Here is a 25657-nt window from a genome sequence, read left to right as displayed (position 1 = left end):
AGCAATAAGTTGCTTAAATCGAGCAAGAAGTTGCCCGCGCGAGCAAAAATCCGCCCGAAGCAAGATCTCATTTTTGCTTACGCTTGACTTAAGTCGTTGGGAGAAATAGATAAGTGTCAGAGTACAGTATGCGTATTTGCTGTAAGAGCAAATGAAAGACGTCATTATAACCTTAGGCTTAGCGACAAAAGAAAACCCCACTAAGCTTTCACTTAGTGGGGTTTAAACTTTACTCGCAGCAATCCGGCTACTAATAGGTGCTCCCTGCATCTATTCCTTGATAGTACGCTGAATCCTTCAGCACTTTCCTTACCATCGCCTTCCTAGCGGTGTCCTTGGCAATCCAGCCCGTTAGCTATCCTCGCTAACTCTCATCGCTTTATCCTTAAGCGGTGTCCTTGCTTCCATCATCCTGACGGATATTGCCTTAGTCCGTTAAGCGTCCATTGATTTTCCCTGTGTAACCATCCTAGTTACTAGCGTCCAGCCAATGTCCTTTGCTTTCCATGCCAATTATTCATCCTGAATAATCGAATCTTCGTCCTGAAGATGACCTATCCTTGGGTCTTTCCTGTTCCGTGTCTGCATCCTGCTGACAAATCCAGAATAGGAGATCGAGAATTTTTCACAACAAGACTTTTGGCTAATCTCCCTACACCCACTTGAACAAAAAGCAGACAAATAAAATAATTTCAATAAGTTAAAAACCACCCGTACCTGTTGTCGCATACTTTAATTCTATCTAAGCTTACGCTCTTGTGAGAGATCTCGCACAAGATGGCGAGCAAATATGCCTAAGCTTCCAAATAACTGTTCGTCACTTTATGTGACATCAATCACGCGACAACTATGAATCACACTGTATTCATTCGAGATAGATTTGTTTTTACTAGACGAACAGGGGCTAAGTTAGGATATTATTACACGATCTCTATCACACTTAACCCGTATTCATGCCTGACAAAGCTAGAGGCACGAAACCAATTTCCTAGAGGAAAGACTGAATGATTTCTAAGTGGGCACAACGCTTTTACCAAATGGCTGAACTTGTTGGCTCTTGGAGTAAAGATCCATCAACACAAGTTGGCGCAGTTATCACCAAACAAAACCGTATTGTATCGGTTGGTTTTAATGGCTATCCACACGGCATCTCTGATAGTGCGATGACTGACGATAGAGAGATGAAGTACCTAAAAACCCTGCACGCAGAAGAGAACGCGATTCTATTTGCTAAGCGTGATTTAGACGGGTGTGAGATTTGGGTAACTCACTTCCCTTGCCCGAACTGTGCGGCAAAAATCATTCAAACAGGTATTGCTGCTGTGCATTGTCCTGAGCAAACCGATGACTTCCTTTCACGCTGGGAAGACAAGATCAAAGTTAGTCAGGAAATGTTTCTACAAGCTGGCGTCAAAGTGAACTGGCTGCCTCTCGAAGAGTTAGAAAGCGACCTGTAATCTTTCGAAGGTGTCAAAAAGCTGCTGCGATTTATAAGGTTTAGGCAGATACGCATCCATACCAACATCAAAGCAGCTTTGAATTTCTTCCGGAAGCACACTTGCAGTTAAAGCAATGATCGGGACTCCCGGGAGATTGTTTTCTTTTTCCCACGCTCTGATCTCTTTGGCGGCAGTCAAACCATCCATGATAGGCATCATACAGTCCATCAGAATTGCACTGTAAGTCTCGCCGGATTTAATCAGATCCACTGCTTCTAGCCCGTTACTTGCGATGCTAAATTCAATCCCGACTTTACTCAGGAAGAAGCTCGCAATCTTCTGATTCATTAAGTTATCTTCCACGATCAGCACTGTTTTCGAGCTATGTGCAGGTAAGCCCGCTGTTGACCTACCTTCCTTGGTATGACGGATGGTCGCACCTTGCTGGGCATTGCGTAGAACAAACTCAAACCTTTTACCCAGTAACGGCAAGGTAACCTGAGACGTAAGCAAAGCATCGAGATCGCCTTCCATATAAAGGTGGTGCTGCATACCAACGATATCCGCAGTTGGGAAATGCGCCCTGATATTGGCTAGGTTGCGCCGTGACTGTTTCTCTTTATATAAACAATACATCACCAAATCGACGTCATCTTGCAGACTCAAAATGCCATCGCTATCTTCGCTCGCTATGACGTCCAATCCCAAGCGTTGGCTTTCTTTCAGTACTAATGGAGCGTGTGGTGCAGAATTCGTCACGAGTAATGCCTTAAGTGGGTACTTACGTGGCTGTGGCATAACTTCTGGTAACGTGATGGGGATGGTCACGGTAAAACGGCTGCCTTCCCCTACAGTTGATTCCACCGATATGCGCCCTTTCATCAACTCCAGCAATTGGCTACAAATCGTTAACCCCAATCCTGTGCCACCGAATCGACGCGTAATGGTTCCATCTTCTTGAGTAAATGGGGCAAAGATTTCTTTGAGCTTTTCATTGGCGATCCCGACACCGTTGTCGTGTACCTCGACAGACAACATGTCACCAGGCTCATTTCTCAATACAACACGGACTTGCCCATTCGGGCTGAACTTAATCGCGTTACTCAACAAGTTCATCAGGATCTGTTTGAAACGAAACTCATCAATCTCAACGCAATCGGGTAAGTGTGGGGAAAACTCAACATTCAGTTCGACTTCTAACTTCAACGCATGGCCATTGACCATATTCAGCGCATCGTAAATCAGTTCACGTAAGTTTGAAGTGTGGGGAGATAACGCCAAGTTACCCGACTCAATCTTAGACAGGTCTAAAATGTCATTAATCAAGACCAGTAGCGCCTGAGACGATGCATCAATATCTTTTAAGATTTCTTTCTGGCTGGTGTTGAGCCGGCTATCTGACAAGATCTCACTCATGCCGATAATTCCGTTGAGCGGCGTTCGAATCTCATGAGACATATTGGCAAGAAATACGCTTTTTGCTTGGTTAGCGGCTTCCGCATTTTCTTTTGCCTCGACCAGTTCATGCTCATACGCCCTTTGTTTGGCAATGGTGTAGTTCAGCTCATGGGCAAACTTAGCAAACTCATCTCCGCCGTCGACTGGGATCAATTCAACCGAACCTTGATCGCGCATGTTTCCCATAACCGAAAGAATCTTTGAGAGTTTTGAGTTGATTCTGTAGAGCGTACTTGTGCCCCAAGCAAACATAAGCACTAACAAAGCGATTGCCGCGCCAACCACCAGCCATAGCCGCTGCTGATCTTGTTTGATCGCAATGTCTAACTCGTTCTGTAGTTGATTAGAAAGCGACAACAGTTGTTTCTCTACTAGTAAGTTACGGCTCTCAATAATACCTACTGATTCTTGGATCTCTTCTGCGGTCGGTAAATTGTGGAGAATCTGCTCTTTAACAGCGACACCCTGCCTGAAATCACTGCTGGTAAATATCTTCAGTAAAGCGGCACTCTGTTCGTGCAAACCCACATTGTTCAGAAACTTATCGATAAAAAACTGTTGCCGTTCACTAACACGAAAATACGCAGGCGCGTAACCTTGATAAGCCCAATCAGTCGTATGTATCTCCTTAGCGATCCATGCTTCTTTTTCCATCCAGAAATAGAGCCAACTGAGATCGCTGATAATGATGTCCAAACGGTGAACTCGAGCACTGGATTCATGACTTTCGGTTGACAATATGCTGGCGTACAAATCATACAACAAGCGATATAGCGGTCGCCCCAACGCGATGCTTTCCGATTGCGAGCTACGTTCGAGCTTAACGATCATTTGTTTGAGATCGTAAATATAGCCAGTAATCGTCGGTGAGAATTGATGGGCTTTATCAACGCTACCAAAAGGAATTTGGCTCAACTCATTAAGCGTCGATTGTGCAAGCTGTAATGATGAGCTAGAAGGCTGCCCCAGTAAGCGTTCGCTTAACGCGGTATAAAGATGCTGAGAGAATCGAGTTAATAATCGGATCGAGTGATTTTTCTCACTGACTAACTGGTAGTTATCGAGACGAATTTGGGTCTGCTTAACGAGATTTGTACTCAACAAGATAATGACTATAGTAGGCAGCAAACACAGTATTAGTAGTCGACTTTTTATAGACATTCTCGTCAAAAGCATTTGAGTTCATTCCTTTGAATCAAATTTGTTACCAACCGCTAAGTCTAAATGAATTTTCCGGACATAGCATTAATGGCACGTTTACTCATACATAGACATTAGTCGTCCTTTACAACTATTGACAATATTTGCACCAGCAAAAACATAAAATATGTGACCATTATTTCGCCTAGAATTTAAAACTTAAGTTCAGCATCAACGAATTAACATTAACCTTAGTGTGGTTAATCAGAAAACTTAATACTCAGGGTGTTTTAAACGCCGATTTTTATCTCAGTTTGATTGTGAATAATCGATAACTCGTGTCAAAAATTGTTCAAGTACGCCAAAAATTAAGAAAGAGACTCTCATACTTGCAACCTAAAATTGCATAAACCTTAGTTTCATTGATTTTTAACGAGAGAATGCCACTTCTTGTTTACGCTTTAAGTGTATAAAACAATCTAGATCACACTTACATTCACTTGCTGATCATGTATTTCATAGATTCATGATGTGTGAGTATTTTTTTTCGCGAAATAACCAAGGTAGATTTGTAAAGTCAATAGGATAATCAACTAAGGATATATGGCTAAATTCGCTGTTTAGTTGGGTTCTTACAGTAAATTACCCTGATATTATTTTTACTAGCAGAATAAGGTGTTAGGCCTTACAATCCTGCCGCATAAAAATTACAAAAATAATACACAGTTTTAATCTCTATTTGGCTTCCCCTACAAAGCGATTTAGAGTCTGTCCCCCATAGCGAAAGGTCCAAACGAAAATGAGTCCAGAGAAACATCTTCTAGACTGGCAAAAGAGCCAAACGATTGCGGAAACTATCTCCCCACTACTTGGTCAACTTTACCGTCAAAAAGGCGTAGAAGTTTTACTTTTCGGTAAAACGCTCGTGAACGCGGCAACGATCGACATCATCAAAACTCATCGTCTAGCGCGTCGCTACACAGGCACTCCTCTCTCTCCAGAGCAAACTTTACCTCTGATTAAAGCCCTGTCTGAAATGGAACTTTCACCATGTCGCATCGACGTTGGTCAACTTGCACACGAGTTTTGGCAAGGTCGCGACGACGAGCACGGCGTTAAAGACTTCTTGCACACTTCTCTACTCGGTGCAATGAACGGCCAAACAGTTTCTGAACCACGCGATGTTGTTCTGTACGGTTTCGGTCGTATCGGTCGTTTGTTAACTCGCCTTCTTGTTGAGAAAAACGGCCCAGGCTACCCACTACGTCTTCGCGCAGTTGTTGTACGCGGTGGCAAAAAGGGTGACCTAGAAAAACGCGCAAGCCTACTACGTCGTGACTCTGTTCACGGTCAGTTCAACGGCAGCATCATCGTAGACGAAGAGCGTAAAGCCATCATCGCTAACGGTAACTACATTCAATTCATCTACGCGAACAAACCAGAAGAAGTGGATTACACTAGCTTCGGTATCAACAACGCACTGATCGTTGATAACACTGGCGTATGGCGCGATGCAGATGGCCTAAGCCAACACCTAGCGTGTAAAGGTGCCGAGAAAGTGCTACTGACAGCGCCAGGCAAAGGCGACATTAAGAACGTAGTATTCGGCGTTAACGAAAGCGTTATCAAGCCTGAAGATACGATTATCTCTGCAGCGAGCTGTACGACGAACGCTATCACGCCAATCCTGAAAGCAATGAACGACAAGTTCGGTGTAATCTCTGGTCATATCGAAACGGTTCACTCGTTCACTAACGACCAAAACCTTATCGATAACTTCCACTCTGGTGAGCGCCGCGGACGTAGTGCTTCACTGAACATGGTCTTGACCGAAACAGGTGCGGCTAAAGCGGTAGCAAAAGCACTCCCTGAACTTGCTGGTAAGCTAACGGGCAACGCAATTCGCGTACCAACGCCGAACGTATCAATGGCGATCGCTAACTTGAACCTTGAGAAAGGCACAAACAAAGACGAACTGAACGCATACCTACGCGAAATGGCGATTGCTTCAGAGCTTTCAGCACAAATCGACTACACTGAGTCAACTGAAATCGTATCGACTGACCTAGTGGGTTCTCGTTTTGCTGGTGTGGTTGATGGCGCAGCAACTATCGCACAAGATAACCGTTGCGTATTGTACATCTGGTACGACAACGAATTTGGTTACAGCTGTCAGGTTGTTCACTGTATGGAACAAATGATGGGCGTACGTTACAAAACGTACCCAACTAAATAACCAACCAAATAAAGCTCCCAGTTCTCGCTGGGAGCAAGTCTCCACAACACCTATAATAATCCCCCAATTATTTGCCGCTTTTACTGGCTGAAAGTGGCTTTTTTTATTCCATTCATCTTTTGTTCATTTACCCATCGTTAAGCTGAAAACACGATTAAGAGGTAACGAATATGAACAGAGTCCTATCCAGCATCGCGCTACTATTTATTGGCTTCTTCACACTACTATTCAGTCTCGTTTTAGCGATCCCGTTGACGATCGTGGCACTTGTCACTGGTAAACGAATACAGAATGCGATTAAAGTAAACAGCTCAGCTTTCAAACAACGTTCACAAAGCAATGTTTTTGAAGGAGAATACGAAGAAGTGTCAAAGTAAAGGATTCGCTTAGCTCATCGTGAAAACAATATCGTCTTTACTGGCTGTCACTGCCAGTTTGCTTTTATTTAGCGGCTGCTCGGCAGATATCGAAGCCCCTGAATACAACAAAGCAGAAACACTACCCAGTTACACGCAAACCAGTTTTGCTCAATACATCGAAGACACGCGAGAGTGGCTTGAGCAGAATCGCCTGTTTATTACCGATGACCAACAATCAGAACTGTCGTTGGTGCTACCAAGAGAATACGTCCCTACCAAACCTAACGGTCAAGGTGTGTTGCTCGTCCACGGCTTAGGGGACTCTCCTTATTCCTTTGTCGATATTGCCACTCATCTTGCTAATCAAGGCTATTTGGTACGCACGATTCTTCTACCCGGCCATGCAAGCAAGGTAGGAGACTTACAACTTCCGACACTTGAAGATTGGCAGGGCGTGGTAAAACACCATATCAAGCTACTCCAACAAGACACCGATTCAATTTGGGTTGGCGGCTATTCAACCGGTGCAAACCTCGTCACTTCAGAAGCACTTAACGATGATTCGATTAACGGGTTACTGCTGTTCTCGCCTGCCCTGTTACCAAATTCGGGCGCGGTGAAATTTGCGGGTATCGCCAGTTATTTCTTTACCTGGGCTGACCAAGACCCAGAAGATAATCCGCTACGCTACAACTCCTTGCCGATGAGTGCGGCAGCAGTGTATTACGAAACCTCAGCGATTGTCAGAGAGCAACTCGATGGCGTTAGCTACAATAAGCCCGTGTTTATGCTGATGAGTGAAGGCGATAAAGTCATCAGCACTCAGTACGCAATCGACGTGTTCAGCAAGCAAATGCCAAACCCAAACAGTCATATTGTCTGGCAGGGCGAAGTTGATCTACTCGAGCCGCGTTCCAGCCGATTCTCAATGAAGCGCGACGATCTGCGTATCTCCAATGGCTCGCACATGGGGCTACTCTTCTCTCCGAACAATCCTTATTACGGAGTGAACGGGAGCAACGTCATTTGTAGCAATGGTCAAGGTGAGGAGGCAGAGCCGTTATGCCTACAGGGATCCACACCGCTGTGGTATTCCGCGTGGGGGTATCGTGAAGAAGGCAAACTGCACGCTCGCTTAACCTACAACCCTTATTTTGAGCAAAGTATGGCAATAATGGACAAAGTCATGTCCTCATCGCTGTAGTGCTTGTCTCTTTTGCTTATAGCCTGCGGTAATGCAGGCTTTTTATTTGCGCCTTGTTGAGCGTGGAAAGCCTCTCCATCAGACATTCTCAAGCGAAATCTAAGCCTAAAGTCTAATAGATGTTGCAGAATGATAACGGGTTTGTTATTAACAAATAAACCTATAACAATACAGGATTGACAGATGAGCACTGGTCAACGCAGCACAACACTACGATTTCTAGCTGAACCCGGGGATGTAAATTTTGGCGGTAAAGTCCACGGTGGCGCCGTAATGAAATGGATCGACTTAGCCGCCTACGCTAACGCGGCTGGATGGAGCGGAAAATACTGCATTACCGCTTACGCAGGTGGTATCCGGTTCGTTCAACCGATTCACGTGGGTAACCTCGTCGAGGTCAGCGCTAAAGTGATTTATACAGGTAAAACATCCATGCACATCGCTATCGATGTACAAGCCAGTGATCCAAAAGAACTCAAGAACCGACTTACGACTCACTGTATCGTCATCATGGTTGCTGTTGATGAAAATGGTAAGCCGACTTCAGTGCCAGAATGGGTACCACAGACACCGGAAGATATTGAGCTGCGTGACTCCGCTGTACGCTTAATGAACATGCGTAAACAAATCGGTGACGAGATGGAAGCACACGTCAAATACTTAAAGTAGCCCCCGAATCGAAAAAGAGACGCTCAGTCTCTTTTTTCATCTCTGCATTGTCATCATTCCTTCATCTTGATTTGCTTTAATCCGCAAGCATCCGGAATTGTATGAAGGAATATCAGTGAACGTAACAGGCATTACATTGAGTGAAGAAACATTGTCGAATCCAAAAGCGGTCGAGTATCAATGGGTCAGAACGATGTATGTAGAAGGTTATTGTGACGACGACATTAACCAATACATAAGAAAGTGCTTTGGTGGTGATGACATCTTTGCCAATCTATTTCGAAAAGTCGCGCTATCACAAGAAAGTATTTTCGTGCTACTTCAATACGCAGGTTGTGCTCCCTCTAATCGCGAATTTTAATTCACCGCAACTATACTTCACGCTACCAACTCAACTGTAAATTATGGATTTAATTACAGTTTTATCACCATTCTCTCGTCTGTCAGAAAATAGTTATAATTCAGTCAACAAATTGCTGAATGCGATACTGTTATTACATTTTCCTGTGCGTTGTCGATCGCATGCCCTACTTGTTGAAATCATTCGAATGTAAAACACCGATATAATCCCCAGCAGCAAAAAACAAAAAACCCGAGCAATGCTCGGGTTTTGGTTACAAAAACTGTTAGTAGTAATTTAGTAAGGAATCTAGCTAACAGCCAGCTATGCGTAACGCCAGTTATGCACTCTTCTTAACTGATCGGCGGCCAAACCAAAATTGTTAAGCGGAGATACAAAATGGGCGACCCTAGCGGTCGCCCTTATCGTTCTTATTAGCCTTTCACCCCGCCGGCGGTCAATCCTCCGACCAACCAACGCTGTGCAAGTAAGAATACGATGGTAATTGGTAGTGCAGACAATACTGCTGCTGCTGCAAAATCGCCCCACAGATAATTTTGTGGGTATAGATATTGCTGCATACCAACTGCTAGTGTGTATGAGTTTACATCAGAAAGCAGTAATGATGCTACTGGAACTTCACCCACCACCATGATAAACGACAGGATGAATACCACCGCTAAGATAGGCACTGATAATGGCAGTAGTACCAATCTAAAAGCTTGCCATGGAGTTGCGCCATCAAGCGCTGCCGCTTCTTCAAGCGATCCATCGATGGTTTCGAAGTAACCTTTAATCGTCCACACGTGCAGGGCAATACCGCCGAGATAAGAAAAGATTAAACCGCCATGCGTGTTCAAGCCCAAGAAAGGAATGTACTGACCTAACTTATCAAACAAAGCGTAAAGTGCGACCAGAGCCAGTACCGCAGGGAACATTTGGAAAATCATCATCGCTTTCAAAATGGTGTTCTTGCCTTTGAACTTCATGCGAGCAAACGCATACGCCGAAGTGGTTGACAGACACACAATCAAGATAGATGAGATACCAGCCACTTTCACCGAGTTCCACAACCAAGTCAAAACTGGGAATGGTGGTGGCGTCACCGTACCATCGGCATTGGTGACTGAGAAACCAAGCGCCAGCTTCCAGTGCTCGAGTGACGGGTTGTTTGGAATGATGCTACCGGTCGCAAAGTTACCCTCACGGAACGAGATAGCAACAATCATCAACAGTGGGAAGATAATCAGTGAAAGAAACGCCCACAAAGCGATGTGCGTTGCCCACACTCGGTATTTTATAGACTTACCTTGTACCATTGCCATTATGCGTCTCCTTAATCCTGAGCGACTTTTGTTACTCGTAGGTTAAGCAGTGCGAGTGCCCCTACAAGTAAGAAGATAAGTGTTGCGATTGCACTAGCCAGACCAAAGTCCTGACCACCAGCCCCTTCAAAGGCAATACGGTATGTGTAGTTAACCAACAAGTCCGTGTAGCCAGCAGGTTCCGAAGTGCCAATCATATTTGGACCACCTTGAGTCAATAGCTGGATAAGAACAAAGTTATTGAAGTTGAACGCGAACGCCGCAATTAAAAGTGGTGTCAGTGGCTTGATCATTAACGGTAGCGTGATTTTGGTAAAGTTCGATACGAAGTTAGAACCATCAATCGCAGAGGCCTCGTAAAGATCCTCAGGAATCGCTTTTAGTAGCCCCATACACAGAATCATCATGTAAGGGAAACCAAGCCAAGTATTGACGATAAGAATCATGGTCTTAGCCAAAATTGGATCTGAGAACCAAGACGGGCTGATACCAAACAAACCTTGCAACACCATGTTCACTTCACCAAAGCTCTGGTTAAATAAACCTTTGAAAATCAAAATCGAGATGAATGCAGGTACCGCGTAAGGCAAAATCAGCAACACACGATAGATAGCGCGACCTTTAAGCGCTTCCCACTGCACAATACTGGCTAGAATGAGTCCGATAAACACCGTCAGCGCGACACTCACAGCAGAGAAAACAACGGTCCAGATAAAGATACTGATAAACGGCTCTTTGATACCATCGTCTTGCCAAACACGCTCAAAGTTGTCGCTACCAATGTTAACGATAAAGCCCGGGGAGACCGTATTACCAACGAAGTTACCGTTTTCATCCACCGGTTGATAGAAACCGACTTCCATGTTTGGACGCAGTAGCTCTTGGGTGCGATTGTTATAAAGGGATTCACCATCATCTTGTAGCGTATACAAAGCAACCACCGCGGCAAATTTGCGCAGACCACTCATACGAATGTCTTCACCACTTGGCAGGTGAAGGTCCAGCTCAGACAATACCGGACGGTTTTGGATAATGGTTTTGATTTTCTCTTTTTGACCATCAATTGCATCAACTGGCATCAAATCCATATCCGATGGCGTCAAAGCCGCTAGGTCAAAAGCCTCTGTGGCTAACAGCTGGTCACCACTAGTGATTGCAATGCGGTGGCCTTGTTCGGTGCTGTAGAGAGAGAATGGGTAGCTTTGACCACTTTGGAAAGTACGATCAAGCAGAACACTTTGAGCACGGTCGAAGGAAAGCTGATTTTTAGCACTGTAGTTCGTAAATGCAAGACCAATAGTGTACGCCAATGGGAATAGGATGAAGAGAATCATCCCCGCGATACCCGGATAAATATAGCGATGTGCGTAGGTCTTTTTACTACCGAAGACAAAAAGTGCCAAAGCAGTAAGAATAATGGTCAGGAGGGCAAAAGCCATCTCACCGCGTGAATACATAAGAATAGTAGCGTAACCATTGAGGATGCCGATACCGCCGAGTAATGCCCACTTAATGAATACATTTTTACTTGATGGCAAGCTCGCTTTTGTAGATGCCATTGCATCTGTACCTTGAACTGACTGCATAATAGAACCTGCTAGCGATAATAAAACTTAGAAAAGCAGGAGGGGTTGCCCCCTCCGCAAAAGGTAGATATTGGCTATTTAGTCATTTGTTTTTCTGCGTCAGCAAGCGCTGCATCAACAGTTTGACGACCATCTACGATGTTAATGATCGCGTTTTTCGCGCTGCCCCAGAAAGCATTCATCTGTGGGATGTTTGGCATCACTTCACCATTCATCGCGTTGTCCATCGTCGCCGCGATACGCTTGTCTGAATCTAGCTCACGTTGGAAAGAATTCAGTGCTACAGCGCCCAGTGGCTTATCTGCGTTCACTTTTGCCAGACCTTCGTTAGTCAGTAAGTAGTTCTCTAAGAACTCAACCGCGAGATCTTTGTTTGGAGAAGCCGTGCTGATACCAGCTGTCAGTACACCAACGAATGGTTTCGATGATTGGCCGTTAAACTTAGGCAGTGTGGTTACACCGTAGTTGATACCAGACTTCTCGATGTTGCCCCAAGACCAAGGACCATTGATGGTCATCGCGACTTCACCTTGGTTGAACGCAGATTCAGACACTGAGTAATCCATATCCGCTGAAATCACGCCTTTATCCACTAAGCCTTTCACAAACGTCATGGCGTCTTTTACGCCATCTTTTGCAATACCTGCGTCTTTGATGTCGTAACCTTCAGCGCCAAATTTGAATGCATATCCGCCATCAGCGGCCATTAGTGGCCAAGTGAAGTACGGTTCTTTCAAGTTCCACATGATTGCAGATTTGCCGTTTTTCTTCAGCTCTGCATCCAGTTTTGCTACGTCTTCCCAATCTTTAGGTGGATTTGGTACTAGGTCTTTGTTGTAGATGAGAGATAGAGACTCAACAGCCACTGGGTAACCGATAATTTTGCCGTTGTATTTCACCGCGTCCCACGCGAAGTCTACGATGCCTTCTTTGATTTCTTTTGATGGCGTGATTTCAGCTAGAAGGCCAGCTTCTGCGTAGCCACCGAAACGGTCGTGTGCCCAAAATACGATATCAGGACCATCACCTGTGGCCGCAGTTTGAGGGAATTTATCTTGAAGCGCATCTGGGTGAGCAACAGTGACTTTGATACCCGTATCTTCTTCAAACTGTCTACCTACTTCAGCAAGTCCGTTATAGCCTTTATCACCGTTAATCCAGATTGTTAGTTGACCTTCTTCAATAGCAGCATTAGCACCAAATGAACCAAGAGCAACCAGAGTACCCAGTGCTACCGTAGTTAGGGCATTTTTCATGTTCATATCCTTTTTATATTTGTGTTGTAGAGCTCAACCAAGAGGCTTCACCGTATTTCGCCATATATTTTCAGCCAAACTGAGCGGTGGCTCATCCTCCTACTCCCTACGCCCTAGGTATTATGGCTTATTTTCGTGATCACCATCGTTTTAGCTTGCGGAGCGAAATCACAAAATCGACCCTTTATGTGATCAGATTCAACGTTGAGCGTGAAATTAATTTGAACTTGATCTAACTACGCCTTTTACCCCCTCCTTTGGCTCCTCCTCCTCTACTACCCCTACAAAAAACCTAGGCAGGAGGATGTACAAGACTGTCAATAAGGAGAAACTACAGCCATCCAAGAGTGGATGGTAAGAACCCTTTCCAGTTTTCACGTTGGTCTACTGCCAAACGCTATACTGGTTTGCAATGCCGCAGGGTTTGCCGTTATGCAATAAGCATTCGTATTGATTGGGTCTTTGGACCAGACATTTAACGGGGGAGGTGCTTATTGAATATGGGGGAGGCAAACTCTTGATTGGCTTTGATGGGTGATGTGAGTAATCCGTCACCCAAATTTTCTTACCACTGTAAACAATCCATTCCTTACCAAATTCCTACTGTTACTGTCCGAGCAATAATTCATATAATGAAAGGCAGTAAAAATATAAAAATTATTGATTCGAGGGCGAGCTAGATGGCGAGTGTCACGTTAAAAAATGTATGTAAAGCTTACGGCGATGTTCTAATTTCAAAGAACGTTGATTTGGACATCCAAGAAGGTGAATTTGTGGTCTTCGTTGGCCCGTCAGGCTGTGGTAAATCGACCCTACTACGTTGTATTGCAGGTTTAGAAGACATCACCTCTGGTGATCTTTACATCGGCGAACAGCGCATGAATGACGTAGAGCCGTCTAAACGCGGCGTGGGCATGGTGTTCCAGTCTTACGCGCTCTATCCTCACCTAAACCTGCACGACAACATGTCGTTTGGCTTGAAGCTGGCAAAAGCAGACAAAACAGAAATCAACAAACGTGTTGAGCACGCGGCAGAAATCCTGCAATTGAGTCATTTACTCGAGCGCCAACCTAAAGCGCTATCAGGTGGTCAGCGTCAACGTGTGGCGATCGGCCGTACTTTAGTCTCTCAACCTCAGGTTTTCTTACTCGACGAACCGTTGTCTAACCTTGACGCAGCGCTTCGTGTACAAATGCGTTCAGAAATCACTAAGCTGCAACGCAAGCTGGGTTGTACCATGATTTACGTCACCCACGATCAGGTCGAAGCAATGACAATGGCAGACAAGATCGTCGTATTGGATGCGGGCTTCGTCTCTCAGGTGGGTAAACCGCTAGAACTTTACCACTACCCTCAAAACCGTTTTGTAGCGGGCTTTATCGGCTCTCCAAAAATGAACTTTATGAGTGTATTCATTGAAGCGGTTGAGAAAGACCGCGTGATGGTACAACTGGCGAACGGCACTACGTTCTGGATTCCAGTTGACGGCACTACGGTCACCAAAGGCGAACGTATGTCTTTAGGCATCCGCCCTGAACACTTAGTTCCAGCAAACGACGGAGATGCAACCATCGAAGGTGAAATCAATATCGTTGAAAAACTCGGGAACGAAACGCAGGTTTACATGCACATTGATGCAGCAGACGCTGACATGATTTACCGCCAACCAGATACCCTAGCAGTAGAAACAGGCGACAAACTTGCGGTTGGTATTCCAGCGCACCGTTGCCACTTGTTCCATAGCGATGGCCAAGCGTGCCAACGACTATTCAAAGAAGCAGGCGTTGAATTCGACAACGAATAACCCGCAGCTAAGATCAACAAAGCCCAGCGACATGCTGGGCTTTATTGAGAGTAACGCTTATTGTAGATAAGTTGAATTATTGGCTTTTTCCACTTCAGATAAGAATAGGTTGAGCAACTCTTGACCCTTCTCTCCATGTGTCTGTGTAATGTATTTTTTTACACCAGGTTGAGTCGCCTGACGCATCTGCTCACGGTGCTCGTCAGTTAGCGCGTTTACTTTCATCTTCTTCTTCAACCCAGCCAACCCACGTTCGCTAGAAGCTTCAATCAGGCGAGATAGTCCACGGTTCGCACTCAGCGCAATCTCTACAGCATCAGATACAATTTTTTTCTCGTTAGGGGTCAAGCTGTCATAAAAAGACTTATTCACCATAAAGGTGTAAGGTGCGAACAAATGGTTAGTTAATGTAAGATATTTTTGCACCTCATCAAACTTCGCAAACGAAACGGTAGGCACTGGATTCATTTGACCATCAATTACGCCAGTTTGAAGTGACGAGTATACTTCACCCCACGAGAGAGGATAGGCTTCTGCACCCAGTGACTGAATAATCTTCTGATGCGTTGGTAGTGTCATCGTTCGGATACGTAAACCTTTAAAGTCATCCAAGTTTTCAATCGAGCGCTGCGAGTTAGTTACCGAGAAGAAGCCACCTGTATCTGGGAACCCCAGCACTTTGACATCTTTTAGTTCTGCTTCAATATCACGAGCAAGTGTCTGGCCAAACTTCCCATCGAATACTTCGTATGTAGAGGCGTTGCTATTGAAAGCAAATGGCACATCCAGCACACCAATACGTGGATAGTAGCCAGCCAAAGGACCAACGGGTGCCAGCGTACCTTGAAGTTGACCATCACGAACCATTTGAATATGTTCTTTTGCATTTCCTAACTGGTTGCTTGGGAAGACCTGAACTTTGATCTCGCCGTTAGTTGCTGTTTCTACAATATTCTTAAAAACACCGGTAAACGCATGGGCTGGGTTTTCCATCATGTCCGCTTTATTGTCATGGCCAATACGCAATACTTTTTCCGCCATTGCTATTGGTGATGCTGTTATAGCTGTCGCTAGCGCAGCGGTTATCAGCGTTGTGGTTAACTTTTTCATATCTACTCCATTACTATGAATGTTTTTGTGTGTATCAAGTTAGCAAGAGGAACCCCTTATACCCTCCACCGTATGTTGACTCGACAGTCGATTGAGCCAAAAAATCATTGTGCTACATAAGATTAATAACCAAGCAATCTCGGTATAAATAGAACGATGTCAGGGAAATAGGCGATAGCGAACAGTAGTAGCAGCTGGCCTATTAAAAATGGCATAAGCTCTTTTGATATCCCTTCAATCTTTGTACCCGTCACGGAGGAAAGGACAAATAAACATGCTCCAATTGGTGGCGTCATTAACGAGATATTAAGCGCTAGGATGAATACAATCCCAGCATGTAGTGGATCCATCCCTATTTCCGCAGTCAATGGGATCAAAATAGGAGCTAGAATTACTAACATCACATTGATATCCATGATCATTCCCACAACAAGCAGCAAAATAATGATCAAAGCGAGGATAATGTTAGGATTATCAGACAGGGCGATAAACGTATCTGCAATCATTTGTGGGATCTGATTAAAACTCAACCACCAACCGAGTATCGAAGCGGAGCCGATAATCAAGTAGATAACGGCTGAGATCTGCGCGGTACGCACTATCATATGGTAGAGAGCCTTGACCGAAAGATTACGGTAGATAAAAACGCCTATGAACAGCGCATATGCCACCGCAATCGAAGCAGCTTCGGTTGGTGTCACTATACCAAATACAATCCCACCAAGTATGATTAGTGGCATCAGAAGGGCTAAAGACGAGTACTTAAAGTGGTTAAGCACTTCACTTAAGGACGCTCTTTGACTCATTTTTGGCAAATTCTTACGTTTACCCATCGCGGCAATGATCGCCATACACACTAGGCACACTAGAAGGCCAGGTAGAATACCTGTAGCGAATAACCCGCCAATCGACACTCCCATCAACGAGCCATAAACCACCATTAGACCAGAAGGCGGAATTGTCGGGCCAATAATTGAGCCAGCGGCAGTCACTGCACAAGCGTACTCGCGACTGTAACCTTGCTTTTCCATTGCTGGAACTAATGTACGTCCAAATGCGGCCGCATCAGCAGTTGCAGAACCAGTTATGCCGGAGAAGAACACAGAAGCCACCATATTTGAGTGCGCTAATCCTCCACGGAAGTGCCCAACCAGTGCTTCAGAAAGATAGACTAAACGATTAGTAATTCCAGTATGGTTCATGATCTCGCCAGCCAAGATGAAAAACGGCATGGCAAGGAATGGGAAGATATTCAATCCATTAAATATCTTACTGGGTGCTAATGAGGTAAAATGAGTCCCTCCAACTTCGTGCATGCCTGCCAATCCAGCGACCCCCAACGCAATAGCAATAGGTGCGCCAAGTAACATCAGTGCAGCAAATATAATTCCGATCATAGCGGCTCTCCTTGAGTCACTGAAGTATCCTCAGCCATTCTTAATTTCAACAGGTAAATATCTTCGAGCCACACCAGGAATGCTTGCAGGGCAGAAAGAGAAAAGGTCACTGGTATAGCGGCATAGGCATAAGACATAGGCATTGCAAAAACAGTCGAGAGTTGATTGACTCCTTTCTCTGCGAACGCATAACCAAGATAAGCAACGTAGGCAAAGAAAACAGTAGTTAACGCACCGATCAGAATCTTCAGAACATACTGGATTTTGATTGGTAACCGCTTGGTGACAAATTCTAATCCCATATGCTCGCGTCCCGCCGTACAGCAAGGAACAGCCATTAATATCGCCCAGATCATTATGTAACGAGCGATTTCTTCTACCCACACCAACTGTAGTTTTAGAATGTATCTATCCAGTACGCCGAGCCAAACATCTAAGATTAGAAGAGTGGTCAACACCGCAACGCATAATTGATTGGCTTTATTTAAACGATGTTTAGTCTTTGTAATTATGTTTGTCGCTATCGCCATTACTCAGGTCCCTTACTTGAAACTACCGCAACACTCCACAACCTCAAACGAATGTGCTTTGCAATAAACTCACTTTAGCGACTCCTCAAATTATTAAAATTGACAATGCTCACAAAACAATCAATGCGTGATACTTTCAAACATTAGGCAGTATAATATCAACACAAAGCATTGATTTTTAAATCAAAAATAAAATAACGCATATATAGCACGCCAAGGTATAGTGTTTAAAAGTAACATGATGAAATGTTATTGATATTCAAGAACTTATAAGATCACTTCATTTAGATTTTGATAAAACTATCTCCAAATATATGCGTTGATATTTGAGATGAATCACACTTTCATGTTCAAGAATACGAGGGAAAGAAAGGCGCAAAAGCGCCTTATATTGAATATGAAATATTGACGGGCAACTGTCTGATATTAAAAGTAAGTCTCCATCCAGTGGGTAATCACATCATCTTGATTGATGACACCAACAAATCTCCATTTATCAAAAGTTAAGCAAGGATGCGATGTGGACATGACTAAAATATCTCCAACCTGTAGCACCTCTTGAGGCATATCCACAAATAAGTGCTGATCCATCACATTGCTAGCCACGAGCCCCTTAATGGCGATCTCCTTACCATCTCTAATCACGCGCTCAATCTTAGGCAAGCCAGCATCAAAAGCAACGTCACGCTTACCAAGCCCAACAACAGCTTTGCTTGGCTCTGGAACAGATATGACATAGGCCCAAATTTCAAGGGAGGAAACGAGATCGCCAGCAAGATCACAGGCGATTCCACCATTAATACGTGCTCGTTTTTGTACCTTATCTTGTGCCATCTGATAAATTCCAGTGTCATGCACTGCGTAACAGCCAGGGCGAATTACCGCTGTTATATTCTGCAGTTGGCTAAATTCTTCTGCCACCACGTCATACCAAGCAGATCCTGCTCCTGAAATAATGGGTTGGGCGAGAGCGTAAATTTGTTTCAGCTCAAGTAGAATAGAAACGGCAAAACATAAGAACTGGCGAATATTCTGCTCAGCATGCTCACCACTAATCACTCCTTCATATACTTCTATCCCATGCAGTTCCAATGCGTCACTAGCCATTATTAACTGTGCAAGTTGCTTTACTTGTTCCTCAGTGCGACACCCACATCGCCCACCTTTTACCCCTAGCTCAATGAATAGCGGTACCGTCACCCCAAACTCTTTCGCTTGAGCTTGCCAAGCCTTCACATTGGCCACACTATCGACACAAATGAAGATATTCACGCCATGTTGCTGAATCAGGTTAATTACCATCTGCATATTGACGATACCTACCACCTGATTGGCAATAATGATTCTCTGAGCACCAGCCATCACGGCGATTTCCGCTTGAGCTGGAGTGGCTACTGTCAATCCCCATGCGCCAGCCTCTAATTGCTTGGCAAAAAGCTCAGGAGTCATCGTGGTTTTCCCATGCGGACAAAGTTCAACATTATGCTGCTTTGCAAATGTCTGCATCCAGTCGATATTACTCTCAATAGCCGAACGCCTGACAACTGCACACGGTAAACTAACCTCTTCATCTTTTAGTGAAAATGCTCCTTGTGATGAGCGACAAAGAGGTGCCCCTTTACTACCCAATGGCAATCGCGTACCTCGGTTGGCAGATAAAAACTGTTGAGAAAGGTGTTTTTCTTGATACATATTCAATTTCTCCTAACAAGGTGCTGATCGCCAGTAGTCACTGGACCTAATGTCAGTTAACATAGAGATCATGTTAGAAAGTATCAAACAAAAAATTGTTAACTGTGCACTTTCTCACTTTTTAGTTTCAACACACTTTTTAGTATTTATTCTGCAGAAGGGAAAGCCTTATGAGTATCGATATTGATATCGTTTCTTGTATCTCTGAGCGTTTTAATGCGCTACGGGATGCAGAGAAAAAAGTCGCAAAGTTGGTAATGGATGATTTGGATAGCTGTGCTAATGCTAGCATCACGCAGCTGGCTGAACGTGCAGGTGTCAGTGAAGCAACAATTACTCGTTTCGCTAAAGCGGTGGGTTGTAAAAACGTTAGAGATCTAAAAATCAAGCTCGCGCAATCTTTGGCTGTGGGCCAACGCTTTATCTATGAACCAGTTGATAACTCAGGTGCTCAAGGAATTTATGAGTCGATTAAACAATCGATGGATTTAAACCGAAAGTTACTCAATGAGGATGATATCCGCACCGCAGTTGAATGGCTGCACAACGCCCGCCAAATCATAGCAATCGGCATGGGCGGAGGGTCAACGATGATAGCGCAAGAATTTCAAAATCGAGTTTTTCGATTGGGCTATGCGGTCACCTCCTATTGTGATGGTCTGCAAGTACGAATGGTCGCGTCAACGGCAGACGCCAATGATGTCATTCTGATTATGTCGGTCACAGGTTACACGCCAACGATAGTAGAAACTGCGGAGCTGGCAAAACATTATGGCGTGAAAGTGATCGCGATTACCGTTGTTGACTCACCGCTAGCAGAGTTAAGCGATTTAGTTTTACCCATAACAACAAAAGAAACAGATTTTATTTATAAACCCTCTGCCTCTCGATATGCCATGTTGGCGATGGTCGATGTTCTTGCGATGGAGCTTGCTGTTAGTCACAAACGTCGCTCTCGAGATCGTTTACGTCGATTGAAACTGGCTCTTGACGCACATCGAGGAGGCATTGATAGGCAACCACTAGGAGACTAAAGCACATTGTGGCTTTGGCCCATAACCGGGAATAGCTAACTATGCTGTTTGATATTGTGATTCGAAATGCCACTGTAATAGATGGTACCGACTCTCCCGCCTACTTTGCTGATGTCGGAATTTATCGGGATAAGATTGCTGCGATTGGTGATCTCTCTAATGCAACGTCCCCAAACACTATCGATGCACAAAAGCATATACTTGCGCCCGGTTTTATCGATGTACATACGCATGATGATACCAACGTTATTCGTATGCCAGAATGCCTCCCTAAAATTAGTCAAGGCATAACAACGACAATTGTCGGAAACTGTGGTATCAGCGCGTCACCAGCGACCCTATGTGCCCCACCACCAGATCCGATGAATTTGCTTGGAAAACAAGAAGATTTTAAATATCCCGAATTTTCTGATTATGTTGACGCAGTGACCCAGGCTCAACCTGCCGTCAATGTTGCAGCTTTGGTTGGTCATACGACCTTACGGAATAACGTAATGGACAACCTACATCGTCATGCAACTTCAGAGGAAATTACTCAGATGCAAGACACCTTGCGTCTCGCGATGCAGCAAGGAGCATTGGGGTTAAGTAGTGGCTTAGCTTACGCAAATGCAAAATCCAGCTCAGAAACGGAAGTTCAGCAGCTTGCACAAATCCTCGCCTCCTATCAAGGGATTTATACAACCCACATGCGTACTGAGTTTGCAGGCATATTAGATGCGATGGATGAGGCTTTTCGAGTCGGTCAAAAAGCACAGGTTCCAGTCGTCATTTCGCATCTTAAGTGTGCCGGTGCTGGGAACTGGGGACGAACTGTTGAAGTGCTCGATAAACTTGATGGCGCTCACCAGCAACAGGAAGTCGCCTGCGACTGTTACCCATACTCTGCCAGCTCCTCTACTTTAGACCTCAATCAGGTTACTGAAGATATCGACATTTTCATCACATGGTCAGATTCCAAACCCGAATACGCGGGGAAAATGCTTAAAACAATTGCCAACGAACTCAAACTGTCGCTCATAGACGCAGCCAAAGCCCTGCAACCTGCTGGCGCCGTCTATCACTGCATGGACGAAACCGATGTAGAGCGCGTTCTCAAGTATAAGCTCACCATGATTGGTTCCGATGGCCTCCCGAACGACCCCCACCCTCATCCACGTTTATGGGGAGCATTTCCTCGCGTCCTAGGTTATTACTGTCGCGAGCGTGAGATTTTTCCACTTCATACTGCAATTCACAAAATGACTGGCTTATCAGCAAAAAGATTTAACTTAAATCAACGCGGTGAGATTAAGACAGGGAACTACGCAGACCTGGTACTGTTCGATAAACAACGCATCAAAGACACCGCAGACTTCAAAGCCCCCATCGCAGCAGCGCATGGGATAGAGCTCGTAGTTGTTAACGGAAGTATCGCTTATAAACCAAATTTAGGGGTCATCAAACGCAGTGGGCGCTTTATCAAACGCAGTTCGCAGTAACGGAACGTCACTTTAATTCACGGTACATAACCGAACATTTTTAACGTAAATCAATTGGAGATAAACATGACGATTAAACGCTACGGTATTGAAGGCGGTACTGGAACCGGAGGCCAACATTTACCATTCGCTCGCGCAACACAGGCCGGGGGATTCTTGTACGTATCGGGTCAAACCCCTATGACAAATGGAGAAGTCGTTGAAGGTGGCATCATTGACCAGTCTCGCCTCGCTATACAAAACTGTATCGACATCATGACTGAAGCTGGATATGAAATGAAAGATGTTGTGCACGTAAAAGTAGTACTGACGGACTCCCGCTATTTTCAGTCGTTCAACAAAGTATTCAAAGAGTTTTTTGGTGAACATCCACCTGCTCGTATCTGTATGGTTTGTGACCTTGTGGTCGATGTGAAGGTTGAAGTGGACGTGACTTGCTATCGAGCGGACCGCACTGATTTGTCATGAAGCAGTGAATAACTTCATAGCAGTAGGAGTGAGCACAATGTACGAAAAAAACATCATCGTATTCGGTGAATGTATGGTTGAGCTAAGTGGGTCGCCACTTAGTAAGCGCTTTGGAGGAGATACGCTAAATACCGCGCTCTACCTAACTCGGATATTACAAAACCATCCTTTTACTATTCGTTATGCCACTGGATTGGGTAATGATATGCACAGTTCATCACTAATTGATGCATGGCAAGCGGAAGGGATCAGATGTGATTTAGTCGCCACCATCGATGGGAAACAGCCTGGACTATATATAGTGGAAACTGATGCCAATGGCGAACGTTCTTTCCATTATTGGCGTAGCGATAGTGCCGCTAAGTACTACTTTGAACAACATTCGCCACTAGAACAAGCAGTGGAGCAACAAACTATAGATATGTTCTATCTCAGCGGCATCAGTTTGGCGATTCTCAGTCATACCGCCAGAGATAAACTACTAGCAACCATAGCGAAAATGAAAACCAATAATACGATAATTGTATTCGACAACAACTATCGAGAGGCACTTTGGTCTGCAGATGAGGCTAAGTTATGGTATGAAAAAGTTCTCAAGTATACCGATATCGCACTGATCACTGAGGAAGATGATTATGCAGTGTGGGGGGATCAAGAGATTATTCAGCGATGTACTGACTTCGGTTGCCAACAGGTTGTGATCAAACGAGGCGGTCACCCTTGTACCTTGGTAGAAAATCTACAATCGCAACAAACCTTAACTAATGTTGCTCCTATAAAAGTTGAGAAAGTCGTTGACACCTGTTCTGCAGGAGACGCTTTTGCCGCAGGTTACTTATCGGGCTACCTAACTGGGCAGTCAGCACAACAGAGACTTAACCTCGCACATCAAACCGCCGCTACCGTTATTCAATATCCAGGAGCAATCACTCCAAAGTCGGCGATCACTCCACTGGAAATTTAAGGAAAAGCCATGTCTCTCATATCTAAACTACAAACGTTTAAAATTATTCCTGTTGTACAAATCGATGACGCTAATAATGCAGTCCCATTAGCTAGAGCTTTAGTTGAGAATGGTTTACCTGTAGCTGAAATTACGTTTCGTACTGATGCCGCAGCGCAAGCCATCAGTGCTATGCGAGAAGCCTATCCTGATATGTGCATTGGAGCGGGAACGGTACTCAACAAAGAACAAGTTGACCTAGCTAAAGCTGCTGGTGCAGAATTTGTAGTCGCGCCAGGCCTAAACCCTAACACCGTCCAATACTGCCAAAAAGTTGGTATTCCTATCATTCCTGGTATCAACAACCCTAGCCAAATTGAGCAAGGTTTAGAGTTAGGTCTTACACTGATGAAGTTCTTCCCTGCAGAAGCCTCCGGGGGAGTTAAAATGGTGAAATCACTACTCGCGCCATATAATGACCTTAGTTTAATGCCCACTGGTGGCATCAATGAAAACAATGTGTCGAATTACTTAAATATAGATAAAGTCGTGTGCTGCGGTGGAACTTGGATGGTGTCGCCGACGTTAATAACAAAGCAAGATTGGGAAGAAATTGGACGATTAGTTCGTGAGACGGTAAAACGGCTCTCTTAACATCAACCTAATACCAACGTGGCCAGCAATACTAAAATTTATTACCAATCAAAAAGGACGCTCCCTGCGTCCTTTATAAGCACTTCTCTAGATTACATTTTTATCTCTCGATTGGCGTATAACCGTATTCTTCAATCAGTTTTTCCGCATCTTTGCTGCTCAAATACTGAATAAAAGATTTGGTGTCATCATCAGCACGCTCCGGCAGATAAACCACAAGAAACGGGCGCGCAAGCTGATATTTGCCACTTGAGATGGTTTTGCTCGTTGGCTTAATACCTTCAAACAAGATAGGTTTAACCGACTGGTCAATCGAACCCATTGAGATAAAGCCGATCGCTTGTTTGTTGTGGTTTACAATGGTTTTCACCATGCTATTGCTGTTTACCACTAGGTTGTCTTGGCTAATATCTGATACCAGACGATCATTAATGACTTTCGTTAATCCCATCAAGCTTTCAAAACTGTAGCGAGAACCTGACGACGCTTCGCGGGTAACGACAGCAATAGATTGATCATTGCCACCGACCTGTTTCCAGTTGGTGATCTTACCTTTGTAGATATCAAACAATTGCTCGCGGCTAATGTTTTCGACCGGGTTAGACTTGTTTACCACCACAGCAAGACCATCGTACGCGATAAGAGTGGTATCTAAACTTTCATCCTTTTCGCTTTCTGTCAGGTAGCGAGAACTCATGCCGATATCAGCAACACCTTTCTTCACCAGTGTAATGCCGGCGGTAGAACCCACGCCCTGTACGGCGACGTAGCTGTCTGGATGAGTAGCGTTATAAGTTTCGGCCAAAACATCCATGACTCGTGCTACTGAGGTAGAGCCGGAAACATTCACTTCTGCAGCAAGTGCAGGTTGAGCCACAAATGACCAAGAGAGCAGCGCAGCTACCGCAACACGGACCATAATTTTCTCCATACTTGTTTGGGTATAACACTAGGGGCGACGGACCCTAAGACTTGTCTAATCATATTGCGGTTAGATTACAATTTTGTGAAAGGCTATGCAGACAGCGAAATATCCATTAAATACTATGCTTAGAGTATCTATACTGGGAGCCGATATGAGTGTTGTGAGTTTGCTACAAAGACAAGTCGAAAGCCGCGCTCAACTCATCTGTCAGCAGCGTAATCAAAGCGTGCCTGCCGAACTCGGTAAAGCGAGCTATGAAGTGACTCCCCTCGGCGTGGTATTTATTAAAGAACACTTCCTACTCGATTCCACTCATCGAGAATTTTTAAACCGCGTCGCGAAGGTGGAATGGAACGCAGACACCAACCGCTGGGAACTCTTTATGGCTGACGCTGATAGCAATGATGATTGGCTACCCTACCCGTTTTTAGCCAGCAGTAACGATTTGACCGCAATCATGCGCGAAATCGATAAAGACCCCAAAGAGATATTCTGGGAAGATTAACCACCGTGTTGGTATCTCCACACTTCCTAAAATCAAAGTTAGCTCCACATCCTGTGACCAAGATAAATTATCGGTTCTTCTCTACTTACACTTAACCTTGA

At 44.6% G+C, this 25657-nt stretch carries 22 protein-coding genes; 13 read left to right on the top strand and 9 right to left on the bottom strand.

Features of this window, described 5'->3' with window-relative positions:
- Positions 1–1004: 1004 nt before the first annotated feature.
- Entirely contained in the window at positions 1005–1457 is a 453-nt protein-coding gene (locus HCZ42_RS08810; protein ID WP_053409101.1) for a dCMP deaminase family protein, read from the top strand.
- On the opposite strand, the gene HCZ42_RS08805 is transcribed toward HCZ42_RS08810, so the two are convergent.
- Entirely contained in the window at positions 1440–4001 is a 2562-nt protein-coding gene (locus tag HCZ42_RS08805) for a hybrid sensor histidine kinase/response regulator (protein WP_254868914.1), read from the bottom strand. The two genes, HCZ42_RS08810 and HCZ42_RS08805, sit on opposite strands and share 18 nt — an antisense overlap.
- 835 nt (positions 4002–4836) lie before the next feature.
- Here HCZ42_RS08805 and HCZ42_RS08800 point away from each other — a divergent pair.
- The 5 genes from HCZ42_RS08800 (at position 4837) to HCZ42_RS08780 (ending at position 8866) form a co-directional block, all read left to right on the top strand.
- Positions 4837–6273 (top strand): glyceraldehyde-3-phosphate dehydrogenase, encoded by a 1437-nt coding sequence (locus tag HCZ42_RS08800; RefSeq protein WP_053409103.1) that lies wholly within the window; start codon positions 4837–4839, stop codon positions 6271–6273.
- A 170-nt stretch (positions 6274–6443) separates the two neighbouring features.
- On the top strand, positions 6444–6650 hold the full coding sequence (locus HCZ42_RS08795) for a hypothetical protein (RefSeq protein WP_167420337.1): 207 nt from the start codon (positions 6444–6446) through the stop codon (positions 6648–6650).
- A gap of 19 nt (positions 6651–6669) precedes the next feature.
- Complete coding sequence (locus tag HCZ42_RS08790; protein WP_368484179.1) at positions 6670–7836, top strand: alpha/beta hydrolase; 1167 nt, start codon at positions 6670–6672, stop codon at positions 7834–7836.
- A 183-nt stretch (positions 7837–8019) separates the two neighbouring features.
- Positions 8020–8505 carry an acyl-CoA thioesterase gene (locus HCZ42_RS08785; RefSeq protein ID WP_053409106.1) on the top strand — a complete coding sequence of 162 codons (486 nt, stop codon included), beginning with the start codon at positions 8020–8022 and terminating at the stop codon, positions 8503–8505.
- Between the two features lie 115 nt (positions 8506–8620).
- Positions 8621–8866, top strand: a complete 246-nt coding sequence (locus HCZ42_RS08780; RefSeq protein WP_053409107.1) for a hypothetical protein — start codon at positions 8621–8623, stop codon at positions 8864–8866.
- Between the two features lie 413 nt (positions 8867–9279).
- Here the strand turns inward: HCZ42_RS08780 and malG are convergent, their stop codons facing one another.
- The 3 genes from malG to malE all read right to left on the bottom strand — a co-directional run bounded on the left by malG (position 9280) and on the right by malE (position 13012).
- The gene (malG, locus tag HCZ42_RS08775; protein ID WP_167420336.1) at positions 9280–10170 is read right to left on the bottom strand and encodes a maltose ABC transporter permease MalG; all 891 of its coding nucleotides are present in this window, start codon (positions 10168–10170) and stop codon (positions 9280–9282) included.
- A gap of 11 nt (positions 10171–10181) precedes the next feature.
- Entirely contained in the window at positions 10182–11756 is a 1575-nt protein-coding gene (gene malF / locus HCZ42_RS08770) for a maltose ABC transporter permease MalF (protein ID WP_167420335.1), read from the bottom strand.
- Between the two features lie 74 nt (positions 11757–11830).
- A complete protein-coding gene (gene malE, locus HCZ42_RS08765; RefSeq protein WP_167420334.1) occupies positions 11831–13012 on the bottom strand; it encodes a maltose/maltodextrin ABC transporter substrate-binding protein MalE in 1182 nt (393 codons plus the stop codon).
- 680 nt (positions 13013–13692) lie between these two features.
- On the opposite strand from malE, the gene malK reads away from it, so the two are divergent.
- Positions 13693–14817, top strand: coding sequence for a maltose/maltodextrin ABC transporter ATP-binding protein MalK (malK, locus tag HCZ42_RS08760; RefSeq protein ID WP_167420333.1), 1125 nt, complete (start codon positions 13693–13695; stop codon positions 14815–14817).
- A 57-nt stretch (positions 14818–14874) separates the two neighbouring features.
- On the opposite strand, the gene HCZ42_RS08755 is transcribed toward malK, so the two are convergent.
- From HCZ42_RS08755 to HCZ42_RS08740, 4 genes are all read right to left on the bottom strand, one after another.
- The gene (locus HCZ42_RS08755) at positions 14875–15927 is read right to left on the bottom strand and encodes a TRAP transporter substrate-binding protein (RefSeq protein ID WP_167420332.1); all 1053 of its coding nucleotides are present in this window, start codon (positions 15925–15927) and stop codon (positions 14875–14877) included.
- Positions 15928–16049: 122 nt separating this feature from the next.
- A complete protein-coding gene (locus HCZ42_RS08750; protein WP_167420331.1) occupies positions 16050–17324 on the bottom strand; it encodes a TRAP transporter large permease in 1275 nt (424 codons plus the stop codon).
- Positions 17321–17854 carry a TRAP transporter small permease gene (locus HCZ42_RS08745; protein WP_167420330.1) on the bottom strand — a complete coding sequence of 178 codons (534 nt, stop codon included), beginning with the start codon at positions 17852–17854 and terminating at the stop codon, positions 17321–17323. The genes HCZ42_RS08750 and HCZ42_RS08745 overlap by 4 nt, the downstream gene beginning before the upstream one ends.
- A gap of 426 nt (positions 17855–18280) precedes the next feature.
- Positions 18281–19546, bottom strand: a complete 1266-nt coding sequence (locus tag HCZ42_RS08740; RefSeq protein ID WP_167420329.1) for an alanine racemase — start codon at positions 19544–19546, stop codon at positions 18281–18283.
- Between the two features lie 170 nt (positions 19547–19716).
- Between HCZ42_RS08740 and HCZ42_RS08735 the strand changes: the two genes are divergently transcribed.
- The 5 genes from HCZ42_RS08735 (at position 19717) to HCZ42_RS08715 (ending at position 24126) form a co-directional block, all read left to right on the top strand.
- A complete protein-coding gene (locus HCZ42_RS08735) occupies positions 19717–20580 on the top strand; it encodes a MurR/RpiR family transcriptional regulator (RefSeq protein WP_167420328.1) in 864 nt (287 codons plus the stop codon).
- Between the two features lie 41 nt (positions 20581–20621).
- Complete coding sequence (locus HCZ42_RS08730) at positions 20622–22061, top strand: N-acyl-D-amino-acid deacylase family protein (protein WP_167420327.1); 1440 nt, start codon at positions 20622–20624, stop codon at positions 22059–22061.
- A gap of 66 nt (positions 22062–22127) precedes the next feature.
- Positions 22128–22529, top strand: a complete 402-nt coding sequence (locus HCZ42_RS08725) for a RidA family protein (RefSeq protein WP_167420326.1) — start codon at positions 22128–22130, stop codon at positions 22527–22529.
- Between the two features lie 37 nt (positions 22530–22566).
- Positions 22567–23493 (top strand): sugar kinase, encoded by a 927-nt coding sequence (locus HCZ42_RS08720; RefSeq protein ID WP_167420325.1) that lies wholly within the window; start codon positions 22567–22569, stop codon positions 23491–23493.
- A 9-nt stretch (positions 23494–23502) separates the two neighbouring features.
- The gene (locus tag HCZ42_RS08715) at positions 23503–24126 is read left to right on the top strand and encodes a bifunctional 4-hydroxy-2-oxoglutarate aldolase/2-dehydro-3-deoxy-phosphogluconate aldolase (protein ID WP_167420324.1); all 624 of its coding nucleotides are present in this window, start codon (positions 23503–23505) and stop codon (positions 24124–24126) included.
- Between the two features lie 100 nt (positions 24127–24226).
- Here the strand turns inward: HCZ42_RS08715 and HCZ42_RS08710 are convergent, their stop codons facing one another.
- Positions 24227–25045: a phosphate ABC transporter substrate-binding protein gene (locus HCZ42_RS08710; protein WP_167420323.1), complete on the bottom strand. Its 819-nt coding sequence runs from the start codon at positions 25043–25045 to the stop codon at positions 24227–24229.
- Between the two features lie 157 nt (positions 25046–25202).
- Here HCZ42_RS08710 and HCZ42_RS08705 point away from each other — a divergent pair, with 157 nt between their 5' ends.
- Positions 25203–25556 (top strand): DUF3024 domain-containing protein, encoded by a 354-nt coding sequence (locus HCZ42_RS08705; RefSeq protein ID WP_167420322.1) that lies wholly within the window; start codon positions 25203–25205, stop codon positions 25554–25556.
- The last annotated feature ends 101 nt before the right edge of the window (positions 25557–25657 follow it).

This window comes from Vibrio hepatarius, assembly GCF_011806575.1.
GTDB classification, from domain to species: Bacteria; Pseudomonadota; Gammaproteobacteria; order Enterobacterales; family Vibrionaceae; genus Vibrio; species Vibrio hepatarius_A.
The sequence above is the reverse complement of the archived record's forward strand: the minus strand, read 5'-3'. Positions and strand labels throughout refer to the sequence as shown.